Source organism: Nocardia sp. NPDC003345, assembly GCF_053589395.1.
Window position 1 is genome coordinate 1 of sequence record NZ_JBSFRU010000204.1, and the last position, 11,612, is coordinate 11,612.

The following is an 11,612-nucleotide window of genomic DNA, read 5'->3' on the forward strand; positions in this document are numbered from 1 at the left end:
CGGCGAAATAGGCGTGCGCCCTCGGTAGATGCCGCTACCCGGGCGGGCGCGGTATTTGCCCGTCGACCGGAAGGTATCCCGTGCTCAGCCGCCCCCAGTCGGAACTCGCCAGATATCTTCGCACCGAAACGGTCGGCGGCTCACTGCTGCTGATCGCGGCCGCCGTGGCGTTGCTGTGGGTGAACTCGCCGTGGGGCGATACTTACACGGCATTGGCGGACACCCATCTGCCGATCCCCCCGCTGCACCTGGACCTGACCGTCGCCGACTGGGCGAAGGACGGCCTGCTCGCCATCTTCTTCTTCGTCGCCGGCCTCGAACTGAAACGCGAACTCGTGGTCGGCGAACTCGCCGACCCGAAACGCGCCGCGCTGCCGATCATCGCCGCGGTCGGTGGCGTGGTGACCCCGGCGATCATCGCCTACTGCGTGGGGTTCGGTGTGGACGGGATGGACCGGGGCTGGGCCATTCCGGTGGCCACCGATATCGCCTTCGCGCTCGCCGTCCTGGCCATGACCGGTTCCCGGATCCCGGCCAGCGCCCGGGTGTTCCTGCTCAGTCTCGCCGTGGTCGACGATCTGATGGCGATCGTGCTCATCGCGGTGCTCTTCACGACAGGCCTGGCCTTCGCCTGGTTGCTCGCCGCCCTCGCCTGCTGCGCGGCCTGGTGGTTGGCCCAGAAGCGGCGCTGGACCTCGCCGCTGATCTATATCGCGATCGGGCTGGTGTGCTGGTACGCCCTGCACGAAGCGCATATCCACCCCACCCTGGCCGGCGTCGCCTGCGGGCTGCTCACCCGGGTCCGGCCCGACGAAGGCGAACACGAGGCGCCGGCCACCCGCTGGGAGCACCGGGTCCAGCCGATCTCGGCCGGTCTGTGTGTTCCGCTGTTCGCGCTGTTCGCCTCCGGGGTCCCGTTCAATACGCACGTGCTCGGCGACCTGTTCACCGAGCGTCTCTCGCTGGCGATCATCCTCGGCCTGCTGTTCGGGAAGATCATCGGCATCTTCGGTGTCAGCTGGGCCGCCATCCGCCTCGGGATCGCTAAACGTCCCGCGTATCTGGGGTATCGGGATATGTTCGCCCTGTCGGTACTCGGCGCGATCGGGTTCACCGTTAGCCTGCTGGTGGCAGAACTGGCGCTCGAGGACTACCCGGCCTCCGCGGAACTGGCCAAGGCCGCGGTCCTGGTGACCTCCATGGGCGCATCGCTGGCGGGTTCGGCGCTACTGTTGCGGCGTGGGCGTGTCCACCGAGCACGGCGGGACGCGGATGCGCTAGAACCAGAACAGTAGGACCGAGCAGGTTCGGACAGGGAGAGGGTCGACGACGTGAGTGTCACACAGGGCGGTAACGGAGACGGTGCACGAGGCGCGGTCACCTCGATACCGCTGTCCGAGATCGACCCGCACGCATCGGCCAGCTTCGGCAGCCTGGTCCGCGACGCCTCCGAACAGGTCTCCACTCTGGTTCGCGCCGAGGTGGCCCTGGCGAAAGCCGAGGTCACCGGGGAGATCAAGAAGGGCCTGCAGGGCAGCGTCTTCTTCATCACCGCACTCACGGTCCTGCTGTTCAGCAGTTTCTTCTTCTTCTTCGCCGTCGCCGAGACCCTGGACATCTGGCTCACCCGGTGGGCCGCGTTCTGGATCGTGTTCGCGTTCATGATCCTGGTGACCGTGCTGCTGGCGCTGCTGGGCTGGCGCAAGGTGAAACGCCTGCGGGCCCCGGAGAAGACCATCGATTCGCTCAAGCAGACCCGCACGGTGCTCCCGTCCGGGTTCGGCAGCCACGACGAGGCGGTCGCGCTGGACAAGTCGCCGCGGTAAGCGGGGCAGCGACCGGGCGCGCCGCGGGATTCACTACGCTCGGACGGCGTGGCGTCGAACAATGCACCGGACCCGTCCAGCGTCCGCTACGACGGTTCCTGGGCACACCGTGATGTGCACGCCAACGGTATCCGCCTGCACGTGGCGGGTGTCGCGCCCGCGGACCCCGAGGCGCCGCTGGTCGTGCTGCTGCACGGTTTCGCCGACTTCTGGTGGTCGTGGCGCCATCAGCTCACCGCGCTCGCCGAACTCGGATATCACGCGGTCGCGGTGGATCTGCGCGGCTACGGCGACAGCGATAAACCGCCCCGGGGTTACGACGGCTGGACGCTGGCCGGCGATATCGCCGGCCTGATCCGCGCACTCGGCTACAGCGAAGCCACCCTGGTCGGGCATGCCGACGGCGGCCTGGTCTGCTGGGCGACCGCGATTCTGCATCCGCGCCTGGTGCGGTCGATCGCGCTGGTGTCCTCGCCGCATCCGGCGGCGCTGAAGAGTTCGGTACTGCGCGACAACGCCCAGCGCCGGACCTGGCTGCCGGGATTTCTGCGGGCCCAGTTGCCCCGGCTGCCCGAGCACCGGCTCACCCGCCAGGACGGGCGCGGTGCCGCAGAGGTCCTGGAACGGCGCGGCGCGGAGTCCTGGGCGGGGACCGCGGACTTCACCGAGACCGCGCGCCGGATGCGTTCGGCCATCCAGATCCCCGGCGTGGCGCATTGCGCCCTGGAATATCAGCGCTGGGCGTTCCGGAGCCAGTGGCGGCCGGACGGCCGGCGGTTCATGGCCGTGATGCGGCGGCCGATCGATATACCGGTGGTGTCGATGCGCGGCGAATCCGACCGCTACATCCTGCCCGCCACCGTGCATCGCGGTCCGCAATTGGCACCGCGGCGCCGGGTGGTCACCATCCGCGACGCCGCGCATTTCGCGCATCAGGAGAACCCGGACGCCGTCACCGCCGAAATCGCCAAACTCCTGGCTGCCCACCACCGGCCCCGGCGCACCGGAGCCTGAACACCGGGGACACCGGCCCCGGTCCCCCGGTCAGCTGAGCACGCAGGGGCCGGTGGCCACGGCGTCGTTGGACGAGGGCGCGGCGGTGATCCGCTGGCGCACCTCGTCGAGAGTCAGGACGTAACCGGTGTCGTCGTCGGTGACGGCGGCGCCGAACACCACGCCCAGCACCCGGCCCTCGGTATCCACCAGCGGCCCGCCGGAATTACCGGCCCGCACCTGACCGCGCACGGTGTACACCTCCCGCTCCACCGTGCCGTCCCGGTAGATCGTGGGCCCGCTGAGGTCCAGTGTCTCCCGGACCCGCGCCGCGCTCGCCGTGTACCGGCCACCGCCCGGATAGCCGAGCACGATCGCGCTCTCGCCCGAATCCGCCGGTTCCGGCGCCTGCGGGATAACGGGCGCGGTCAGCCCCGGCACCGCGAGGACCGCGATATCCATGGACGGATCGAATTCCACCACCGACGCTTCCAGCGGCCCGGCCGCCGAATCCACGGTCACACTGGTCGTTCCGGCGACCACATGCGCGTTGGTCATCACCCGTTCCGGCGAGATCACGAAACCCGAGCCCTCCAGCGCCCGCTGGCAACTCGGTGCGACGCCCCGGATGCGCAGCACGCTCTGCTGCAGCGATGCGGCCACCGGACTGGTCAGCACGCTGGGGTCGGGCGGTTCCACCGCGGCGATCGGGGCGCGGCCGAACGGGCCGATCACGTCCGGCAGGCCCGAGGTGTTCAGCAGTTTGGAGAATTCGTTCGGCAACTGGCGCAACCAGTCCGGCGCGACCCGGTTGACGTCGGCGAGTACCCGCGATCCGTTGATCGCGGCGGCGATCGCGGGCTGTGAGGAGGTCGCCAGCGGCAATGCGAGCAGCCAGGCCGTCACCAGTACCGCGCCGGTCTGCAGGACCGCGCCCACGGCGCTGTCGGCGCCACGCGCGATGGGATGGCGCATACCGCTGCGGGCGGCCCGGCCCAGCACCATGCCGGCCACCTCGCCGACGATCACCAGCGCCACGATGAGCAGCACACCCGCCAGCACGCGGCTGCGGCCCTCGTCGATATGCACGAGGATATGCGGCGCGATCAGGATTCCGGCGACCGCGCCGAGCACCACCCCGAGGAAAGCCAGCGCGGACGCCACGGCCCCCTGCCGCCATCCGGAGGAGGCGGCCAGCAGGGCCAATATGACTACCGCGATATCGAGCCACGCCGAGGAGCTCACAACACCATCCCCACTGCGGCCAAGGCCTGTTCCAGATCACGCACGTCGGTTCGGTCCCATTCCGATTCCCAGCCCAGTGAAGTCACGAGTCCGGCCAGTATGCCGCCGGTCAGTCCCCAGACCAACATTCCGTCCACCTGGAACGCCGGACTGCGGTAGCCGAGACTACTGCGCACCAGGAAGCGGTTGGCGGGATCCAGCAGTTCCGCCATGGGAATCCGCACCACCCGATCGGTTTCGGCCCGGTCCATCACCCGGACCTCGCTGGGCGCACGCCAATACGCCACGACCGGTGTCACATCGAACCGGGACGGCGGTACGAACAGTTTCGGCAGCGTGGTCAGCGGTTGCACGCCGGCCCGATCGAGCCCGGTCTCCTCCCAGGCCTCACGCAACGCGGTATCCACCGGACCCTCGTCGCCCGGATCGACCGCGCCGCCGGGGAAGGCGACCTGGCCGCGATGCTGGCGCATGGTGGAGGCCCGCTGGGTGAGCAACACCTCCGCGTCGGCGGGTAGCCCGCCGGGGCCGTCCGGATCGCCGTCGGGGTCACCGGAGAACAACACCAGCACGGCGGCCTGGCGGACCTTCCCGGCCATCGTGCGGCGGAGTGCGCGCGCCCGGCCGAGCGTGTCGGTGAAATCGGGCTGCGCGGGCCCGGCCACCCCGTCGAGCCAGGGCGGCACATGGTCCTCGTTCACCGGTTCTCCCTCGAAGCGATTGCCAGCGGTCCGCGGCGGCCGGAGCAGCGGCGGGGATATCGCATCACGCGGGGACTCCCAGCGCATCGGCCACGGTGTCCGCGATCTCGCCGGCATCGCGGAACGGGCGCGCCACGTAGTCGGCGATCGACCCGTCGGCGCGGACCAGCACGGTGATGGGCAGGGCGGTGGGTGCGTTCGCCGCCGTCCGGACGCGGGCGTCGGGGTCCTGCAGGCCGGGCAGCCGCACTGGCGGGCGCCCCCGGGCATTCAGATCCGCGTTCAGCGCGGCCAGCAGCGAGAGCGCCTTGGCCTCGTCCGGGTCGCTGTGCACCGTCACCACACCGACCGCGTCACCGGCGCGATCGGCGTATTCCTGGAACAGCGGCAGTTCGGCGCGGCAGGGCTCACACCAGTAGGCCCACAGGTTGAGTACCAGCGGCCGGCCGGTGAACTGCCCGGGGCCGGCGGGGTCGCCGTCGGCCAGGCAACTCAGCACCAGATCCGCCAGCGGCCCGGATCCGGGCACGGCGCCGCTGCCGGCGGGACAGTCCGCCACCCCCGACTGCTGCCGGAGCGCGGGGTCGATCCGGCGCGCGGGTTGCGGTGAGCTGTCGGGACCGGCGGTCTCCGAGCCGCCGCGCGGCCACAGCGCGACCGCCGCGGCCAGCGCCACGACCACAGCCGTCAATGCCCATTTCCAGAAAACCGGTATTCGGCTCAACGGCCCACCAGTTCGAGTAGATGCGCCGCCTCGGGGCCTTTCACCAGTGCCGCCGCCGTTTCCGGATCGGTCGGCCCGGCGCCGAATGACGGGCAATCCTTGGCCAGCAGACAGACCCCGCACGCCGGTTTCCGGGAATGGCAGACCCGGCGCCCGTGAAAGATCACCCGATGCGACAGCATCGTCCATTCCTTGCGCTCGATCAGCGCCCCCACGGCGTGTTCGACCTTCACCGGATCTTCTTCCGCCGTCCATTCCCAGCGCCGCACCAACCGGCCGAAATGAGTGTCGACAGTGATACCCGGAACACCGAAAGCATTTCCCAGAATCACATTGGCGGTTTTGCGGCCGATGCCCGGTAACCGGACCAATTCGGCCATCGTGTGAGGTAATTCACCGTCGTACTGTTCGAGCAGCGCCTGCCCGAGGCCGATCAGGGAATTGGTCTTGTTCCGGTAGAAACCGGTGGGACGGATGAGTTCCTCCAGCTCCGTGCGGTTGGCCTCGGCGTAGGCAAGGGCGTCCGGATAGGCGGCGAACAACGCGGGAGTGGTCATGTTCACTCTCACGTCGGTGCACTGGGCGGACAGGATCGTGGCCACCGCGAGCTCGAGCGGAGTGGTGAAATCCAGCTCGCAGTGCGCGTCCGGAAAAGCACGTGCCAGCATCCGGTTCATACGGCGGGCCCGGCGCACCAGACCCACACGGGTTTCCGCCGGTCGGGAACCGGTTTTCCGCTTCTTGCCCCCGGCCTTTCCGGGGTCCGCGGCGGCCGCCTCGGCAGCGCCGGAAACACCGCTTCCGGCGGTATCGGAGGGGGAGATTCGCACCCGTCCACCATACGGAACCGTCCGACAACGTTGCCTTGTCAGTTCTACTCCCGTATTCCATCTGAGACCTCGACCGTGTTTACTACCCGGCATGCAAGGACTCGCTGTGGTGCTCTTCCCAGTGGTGTTGATGCTGTTCGCCCTCGGTATGGAACGAGTGGAGAACCGGCTTCGCAAACTTCTCGAGCCCGACGAGGAAGTCCAGGCCTACCTGGACAAAGCCAGCAACGCCGAGGTCAACGAGCTCACCAGGCTCGGACTACCGGCGGCGGTCGCGCGTATGCGCCGCCGCCGTAACCGCAATGAGGAGGCCGGGGAGAACCTCGATATCGCTCGTGCGAGCTGACCGCCGCGCGAGGGCCCGTACACGCCCATCGGGGCGGCCGATACCCCGCCGCGGCCCGACCCCGGTTAACCTTCCTTACGTGGTGTCTGTCACTGCGCGCCGAACGGCCGCGTAGACTGCACTGTCGGCCGAACCGCTTCGGTCCGCCGACGACTACAGCCATTTTCCTAAGGAGCACATTCGTGGACGAGGCCCTCGCCAGAGCAGGCATCTTCCAAGGCGTTGAGCCCACCGCGGTGGCTGCGCTGACCAAACAGCTGAATCCCGTGGATTTCCCGCGCGGCCACGTCATCTTCAACGAGGGCGAACCGGGCGACCGGCTGTACATCATCACGTCGGGCAAGGTGAAGCTCGGCCGGCGTTCCCCCGACGGCCGGGAGAACCTGCTGACCATCATGGGTCCGTCGGATATGTTCGGCGAGCTCTCCATCTTCGACCCCGGCCCGCGTACCTCCACCGCCACCACGGTGACCGAGGTCCGCGCGGTCACCATGGACCGCGACGCGCTCAAGGCCTGGATCGATCAGCGTCCGGAGATCGCCGAACAGCTGCTGCGGGTGCTCGCCCGCCGGCTGCGCCGCACCAACAACAACCTCGCGGACCTGATCTTCACCGACGTTCCCGGCCGTGTCGCCAAGGCTCTGCTGCAGCTCGCGCAGCGTTTCGGCACCCAGGAGGCCGGTGCGCTGCGGGTCACCCACGACCTCACCCAGGAGGAGATCGCCCAGCTCGTCGGCGCCTCCCGGGAGACCGTCAACAAGGCGCTCGCCGATTTCGCGCATCGTGGCTGGCTGCGCCTCGAGGGCAAGAGCGTGCTGATCTCCGATTCCGAGCGGCTGGCCCGGCGCGCCCGCTGACATCGCTGCCCGCACCGGGTAGCCGTGACCGGATCCGGCCGTATCGCCGATCGGATCCGGTGACGAGTTCCCCGGTGCGATAGGCCGCCCGGGGAATCCCGCCTCGGTTCAGTTCTGCGCGTCCCGCTCCGACCGCAGATAGGCCAGCTGGGATTCCACCGAACTTCGCGCGGCCGGCCACAGGCTCTCGTCCACGTCCGCGTAGACCTTGCGCACGACCGCCATGGCGTCCGCGTCGGCGCCGAGTTCGTCCAGCGCCGACCGGACCTGTGCCAAGCGTTCCCGCCGATGCGCGATGTAGTACCGGGCGACCGGTTCCAGATCGGGGTGATCGGGCCCGTGCGCGGGCAGCAGCGCCCGTCCGGCGCCCACCTCCAGCAACCGGTCCATCGAGTCCAGGTAGTCACGCAGGGTGCCGTCCCGGTCCAGCACGGTGGTGCCCCGGCCGAGGATGGTGTCTCCGCTGAGGACCGCGTCGGCCAGCAGGAAGCTCACCGAATCCGCGGTATGCCCGGGCGTGTGCACGACCGTGATCCGCAGCCCGGCGGCCTCGATCGATTCACCGTCGGCCAGTGGCCCGACATCTCCGCGCAGGAACTCCGTATCCATGGCGCGCACCGGGGCCCCGGTCAGCCGGACCAGCTCGTCGATACCGCCGGTGTGGTCGGGGTGCCGGTGGGTGATCAGGGCCAGTGCGACCGCACCACCGGTGACCTCGGCGATCCGCGCGATATGTACGGGGTCGTCCGGGCCCGGGTCGACGACCACGCAGTCCCGGCGGCCGGGTGCCCGCAGGATCCAGGTGTTCGTCCCGTCCAGCGTCATCGGGCCCGGATTGTCCGCCAGCAGCACCGATGCCGAGGCGGTCACCTCGCGCAACTGTCCGTAGGCGGGATGGGTGAGTGTCATTCGTGACACCTCCAGTTCGAAAGCAGCACAGTCGAATCTACGGCCCACGGCGCGCCCGGCCCGATCCGGCCGGGCGCCGCCGCCCGGATCCGGGACGGCGCTCGGCCGCCGCACCGGCCGGCCGGGTCTAGGCGACCTCGGCGATCAGTTCGACCTCGACCGGGGTGTTGCGGGGAAGTTCGAATACCCCCACCGCCGAACGGGCGTGTGCCCCGGCGGGGCCGAATACCTCGCCGAGCAATTCCGATGCCCCGTTGATCACCAACGGCTGATCGGTGAATCCGGGCGCGGAGGCCACGAACCCGACGACCTTCACAATCCGCACCACCGCGTCCAGGCCGACCAGATCGTGCACCGCGGCCAGCGCGTTCAGCGCGCACCAGCGGGCGGCGACGGCCGCGTCCTCGAGGGAGACCTCGGCCCCGACCTTGCCGGCCGCCGTCAGCTCACCGGCGACGAAGGGCAGTTGCCCGGAGGTGTACACGAACGATCCGCTGCGCACGGCAGGCACGTAGGCGGCCACGGGGGCCACCACCTCGGGCACGGTCAGCCCCAGCCGGTCGAGGTTGGCCCGCCAGTCGATGCCGGACGGGGTCTTGTCCGATTCCGCCACGACGCCTACTGCTTCGGCCGCTTGAGGTACGCGACGTGCTGTTCGCCGGTCGGGCCGGGGAGCACCGTCACCAGCTCCCAGCCGTCGGCGCCCCACTGGTCCAGGATCTGTTTGGTCGCATGGGTAAGCAGTGGCACGGTCGCGTACTCCCACTGGGTCACATCGCTCATGCGCACCGAGCGTACTGGGTGTCCGAGCACTCCCCGGCGCAGGCACCGGCGGGTGGCGCGGCCCCGGACCCCGGCCGGTGTCTGGTACACCACATCGCTGCGAATCGGAGTATGCGGGCGTGCGCTCAGCGCGCGCTATAGGCTCGCGACCGTGGCAGAACCAACGACGATGTCGGAATCGGCCGGGCCGGCCCTGAAAACCGGATGGCCCGATCGTGCGACGAACGCCCGCCTGCATTACGTGTCCGGTAAGGGCGGCACCGGTAAGTCGACGGTTGCGGCCGCGCTGGCTCTGGCCCTGGCCGCGGGTGGCCGACGGGTCCTGCTGGTCGAGGTGGAGAACCGGCAGTCCATCGCGCAGTTGTTCGACCTGCCGCCGCTGCCGCCCACCGAGACCAAGATCGCCACCGCCGACGGCGGCGGCGAGGTGATGGCGCTGGCCCTCGATATCGAGCACGCGTTCCTCGAATACCTGGATATGTTCTACAACCTCGGCTTCGCGGGCCGGGCCATGCGCCGGATGGGAGCGATCGATTTCGTCACCACCATCGCGCCGGGCCTACGGGACGTCATCCTGACCGGCAAGATCAAGGAATGCGTGGTCCGGGCCGGTAAGGACGGCAAACCGGTCTACGACGAGGTGGTCGTGGACGCGCCGCCCACCGGGCGGATCGCGAGCTTCCTGGATGTCACCAAGGCCATGGCCGAACTCGCCAAGGGCGGGCCGATCGCGGCGCAGTCCGAGGGCGTCTCCCGGCTGCTGCACTCCGACCAGACCGTGATCCACCTGGTCACCCTGCTCGAAGCACTGCCGGTGCAGGAAACGCTGGACGCCATCGCCGAATTGCGCGCGGGCGATCTGCGCATCGGCAGCGTGATCGTCAACCGGGCCGCGCACAGTCCGATGACCACCGAGGCGCGCGCCGCCGCCACCGGCGGCGAACTCGATACCGAGGCACTGCGCGAGACTCTCGAGACCGCCGGAATCGCGCTGTCCGCCGCCGATTTCACCGGCCTGATCACCGAGACCGTGGAACATTCGGCCACCCTGAACACCCAGGACCAGAGCGCGTCGGAACTGCTGAACGTGGAGGTCGCGCGGTTGCTGCTGCCCGCGCTGGCCGACGGTATGGACCTGGGCGGCCTCTACGAACTGGCCGCCCATCTGAACGAGCAGGGAGTCCGATGAGTACGCGACCGGGTCCGGCGGCGCTGGATATCTCCACCATCATCGACGATCCGGCGGCCCGGGTGGTGGTGTGCTGCGGGTCCGGCGGCGTCGGCAAGACCACCACCGCGGCCGCGATCGCGCTGCGGGCGGCCGAACAGGGTCGCAAGGTCGTGGTGCTCACCATCGATCCCGCGCGCCGCCTGGCCCAGTCGCTGGGCGTAGCCGATCTGGACAACAGCCCGCAGCGAGTCGAACTGGGCCCGGAGGCCAAGGGCGAACTGCACGCGATGATGCTGAACATGCGGCGCACCTTCGACGAGATGGTGCTCGAGCACACCGCGCCGGACAAGGCCGAGCAGATCTTCGCCAACCCCTTCTATCAGGCGGTGGCCTCCTCGTTCGGCGGCACCCAGGAGTACATGGCCATGGAGAAGCTGGGCCAGCTCGCCGGGCGCCGGGAATGGGATCTCATCGTGGTGGACACCCCGCCGTCCCGCAACGCCCTCGACTTCCTGGACGCCCCCAAACGGCTCGGCAACTTCCTCGACGGCCGCATGATCCGGGTCATCATGGCGCCCGGACGCGGGGTCGGGCGGTTCGTCACCGGCGCGATGAGCCTGGCGGTGCGCGGGGTCTCGACGATCGTCGGTGGCCAGATGCTCAAGGACGCCTCGAATTTCCTGCAGTCGCTGGAATCGCTGTTCGGCGGATTCCAGCAACGGGCAAACCGGACCTTCGAGATGCTGGCCGAACCGGGCACGCATTTCCTGGTGGTCGCGGCGCCGGAACCAGACGCGCTGCGCGAGGCGTCGTTCTTCGTGGACCGGCTCTCCACCGAGAAGATGCCGCTGGCCGGATTGGTCCTCAACCGCACCCATCCCGTGCTCTGCTCGCTCCCGGCCGATCACGCTCTCAGCGCCGCCGATCGGCTCGCCGAGGCCGAACCGCTGGCGGCCGGGGTCCTGCGGGTACACGGCCAGCGGGTGGCGACGGCCCGGCGGGAACAGCATCTGCTGCACCGGTTCACCGGCGCTCATCCGCGAGTGAAGATCGTCCCGGTGACCGCGCTGCCCTTCGATGTCACCGATCTGGCGGCGCTGCGCGCGGTCGGGTCGCAGTTGGCGGCCGGCGAGCCGGCCACCGCGGGCTGACCGCCCCGGCCTCCGCCGCGGCGCAGGTGCCCGGCCCCGGGTAGCAGGCCGCCGGCCACTCGATGTGCGAGTGGCC

14 protein-coding genes are annotated in these 11,612 nt (G+C 69.5%); 7 read left to right on the top strand and 7 right to left on the bottom strand.

All coding sequences use genetic code 11. The features are described 5' to 3' along the window. Positions 1 to 80 precede the first annotated feature (80 nt). From nhaA to ACWDU1_RS21090, 3 genes are read left to right on the top strand one after another with little or no spacing between them, the layout of a single operon-like run. Positions 81 to 1,295 carry a Na+/H+ antiporter NhaA gene (gene nhaA / locus ACWDU1_RS21080; RefSeq protein WP_450000783.1) on the top strand — a complete coding sequence of 405 codons (1,215 nt, stop codon included), beginning with the start codon at positions 81 to 83 and terminating at the stop codon, positions 1,293 to 1,295. A gap of 36 nt (positions 1,296 to 1,331) precedes the next feature. Next, positions 1,332 to 1,826, top strand: a complete 495-nt coding sequence (locus ACWDU1_RS21085) for a phage holin family protein (RefSeq protein ID WP_450000784.1) — start codon at positions 1,332 to 1,334, stop codon at positions 1,824 to 1,826. 48 nt (positions 1,827 to 1,874) lie between these two features. Beyond that, positions 1,875 to 2,840 carry an alpha/beta fold hydrolase gene (locus ACWDU1_RS21090; protein WP_450000786.1) on the top strand — a complete coding sequence of 322 codons (966 nt, stop codon included), beginning with the start codon at positions 1,875 to 1,877 and terminating at the stop codon, positions 2,838 to 2,840. 30 nt (positions 2,841 to 2,870) lie between these two features. Here ACWDU1_RS21090 and ACWDU1_RS21095 read toward each other — a convergent pair whose 3' ends face one another. The 4 genes from ACWDU1_RS21095 to nth all read right to left on the bottom strand — a co-directional run bounded on the left by ACWDU1_RS21095 (position 2,871) and on the right by nth (position 6,193). Further along, positions 2,871 to 4,064 carry a MarP family serine protease gene (locus tag ACWDU1_RS21095; protein ID WP_450000788.1) on the bottom strand — a complete coding sequence of 398 codons (1,194 nt, stop codon included), beginning with the start codon at positions 4,062 to 4,064 and terminating at the stop codon, positions 2,871 to 2,873. Then, positions 4,061 to 4,765, bottom strand: a complete 705-nt coding sequence (locus ACWDU1_RS21100; protein WP_450000789.1) for an NUDIX hydrolase — start codon at positions 4,763 to 4,765, stop codon at positions 4,061 to 4,063. The genes ACWDU1_RS21095 and ACWDU1_RS21100 overlap by 4 nt, the downstream gene beginning before the upstream one ends. Positions 4,766 to 4,829: 64 nt before the next feature. Further along, positions 4,830 to 5,489 (bottom strand): TlpA family protein disulfide reductase, encoded by a 660-nt coding sequence (locus ACWDU1_RS21105; RefSeq protein WP_450000791.1) that lies wholly within the window; start codon positions 5,487 to 5,489, stop codon positions 4,830 to 4,832. After that, positions 5,486 to 6,193 (bottom strand): endonuclease III, encoded by a 708-nt coding sequence (gene nth / locus ACWDU1_RS21110; protein WP_450000798.1) that lies wholly within the window; start codon positions 6,191 to 6,193, stop codon positions 5,486 to 5,488. The genes ACWDU1_RS21105 and nth overlap by 4 nt, the downstream gene beginning before the upstream one ends. Before the next feature lie 217 nt (positions 6,194 to 6,410). Between nth and ACWDU1_RS21115 the strand changes: the two genes are divergently transcribed. Both ACWDU1_RS21115 and ACWDU1_RS21120 read left to right on the top strand, forming a co-directional pair. Continuing rightward, the gene (locus ACWDU1_RS21115; protein ID WP_450000792.1) at positions 6,411 to 6,665 is read left to right on the top strand and encodes a hypothetical protein; all 255 of its coding nucleotides are present in this window, start codon (positions 6,411 to 6,413) and stop codon (positions 6,663 to 6,665) included. 182 nt (positions 6,666 to 6,847) lie between these two features. Next, positions 6,848 to 7,522: a Crp/Fnr family transcriptional regulator gene (locus ACWDU1_RS21120; RefSeq protein ID WP_450000793.1), complete on the top strand. Its 675-nt coding sequence runs from the start codon at positions 6,848 to 6,850 to the stop codon at positions 7,520 to 7,522. A 108-nt stretch (positions 7,523 to 7,630) separates the two neighbouring features. On the opposite strand, the gene ACWDU1_RS21125 is transcribed toward ACWDU1_RS21120, so the two are convergent. From ACWDU1_RS21125 to ACWDU1_RS21135, 3 genes are all read right to left on the bottom strand, one after another. Then, positions 7,631 to 8,431: an MBL fold metallo-hydrolase gene (locus tag ACWDU1_RS21125; RefSeq protein WP_450000795.1), complete on the bottom strand. Its 801-nt coding sequence runs from the start codon at positions 8,429 to 8,431 to the stop codon at positions 7,631 to 7,633. A gap of 127 nt (positions 8,432 to 8,558) precedes the next feature. Then, positions 8,559 to 9,044 (bottom strand): RidA family protein, encoded by a 486-nt coding sequence (locus ACWDU1_RS21130; protein ID WP_450000796.1) that lies wholly within the window; start codon positions 9,042 to 9,044, stop codon positions 8,559 to 8,561. A 5-nt stretch (positions 9,045 to 9,049) separates the two neighbouring features. After that, positions 9,050 to 9,214, bottom strand: a complete 165-nt coding sequence (locus ACWDU1_RS21135) for a DUF4177 domain-containing protein (RefSeq protein ID WP_085995322.1) — start codon at positions 9,212 to 9,214, stop codon at positions 9,050 to 9,052. A gap of 169 nt (positions 9,215 to 9,383) precedes the next feature. Between ACWDU1_RS21135 and ACWDU1_RS21140 the strand changes: the two genes are divergently transcribed. After that, the gene (locus tag ACWDU1_RS21140; protein WP_450000800.1) at positions 9,384 to 10,403 is read left to right on the top strand and encodes an ArsA-related P-loop ATPase; all 1,020 of its coding nucleotides are present in this window, start codon (positions 9,384 to 9,386) and stop codon (positions 10,401 to 10,403) included. Continuing rightward, positions 10,400 to 11,536 carry an ArsA family ATPase gene (locus ACWDU1_RS21145; protein ID WP_450000797.1) on the top strand — a complete coding sequence of 379 codons (1,137 nt, stop codon included), beginning with the start codon at positions 10,400 to 10,402 and terminating at the stop codon, positions 11,534 to 11,536. Before ACWDU1_RS21140 ends, ACWDU1_RS21145 begins: the two co-directional genes overlap by 4 nt. The last annotated feature ends 76 nt before the right edge of the window (positions 11,537 to 11,612 follow it).

Coding starts and splice junctions, on each gene's coding strand:
- ACWDU1_RS21125 (WP_450000795.1), bottom strand. CDS start 8,431: ATGACACTCACCCATCCCGCCTACGGACAGTTGCGCGAGGTGACCGCC.
- ACWDU1_RS21115 (WP_450000792.1), top strand. CDS start 6,411: ATGCAAGGACTCGCTGTGGTGCTCTTCCCAGTGGTGTTGATGCTGTTC.
- ACWDU1_RS21140 (WP_450000800.1), top strand. CDS start 9,384: ATGTCGGAATCGGCCGGGCCGGCCCTGAAAACCGGATGGCCCGATCGT.
- ACWDU1_RS21145 (WP_450000797.1), top strand. CDS start 10,400: ATGAGTACGCGACCGGGTCCGGCGGCGCTGGATATCTCCACCATCATC.
- ACWDU1_RS21135 (WP_085995322.1), bottom strand. CDS start 9,214: ATGAGCGATGTGACCCAGTGGGAGTACGCGACCGTGCCACTGCTTACC.